The following is a 372-nucleotide window of genomic DNA, read 5'->3' as shown; positions in this document are numbered from 1 at the left end:
ACACGATCCCGGTGGACCAGGAAGCGGAGTTCCCGGGCAATGAGGAGTTCGAGCGCCGCTACCGGGCGTACATGCGCTGGAACGCTGCGGTGATGGTCCACCGTGCGCAGCGGGCGAACATCGGCGTGGGCGGGCACATTTCCACCTACGCCGGGGCCGCGACCCTGTACGAGGTCGGGTTCAACCACTTCTTCCGCGGCAAGGACCACCCCGGCGGCGGGGACCAGGTCTTCTTCCAGGGCCACGCCTCCCCCGGCATGTACGCCAGGGCGTTTATGGAAGGCCGGCTTTCGGAGGAGGACCTGGACGGGTTCCGGCAGGAAAAGTCCCGGGCCGGGCACGCCCTGTCCTCCTACCCGCACCCGCGCCTGA

The 372-nt window shown here is 68.8% G+C and carries 1 pseudogene; it reads left to right on the top strand.

Annotated elements, in window-relative coordinates:
* A pseudogene (locus AC5RT4_RS17760) lies at positions 1-372 on the top strand (pyruvate dehydrogenase (acetyl-transferring), homodimeric type); the annotation flags it as partial.

The sequence above is a fragment of the Arthrobacter sp. sptzw42 genome (assembly GCF_059089685.1).
Note: the sequence above shows the minus strand (reverse complement) of the source record. Positions and strands in the feature narration are given on the sequence as shown.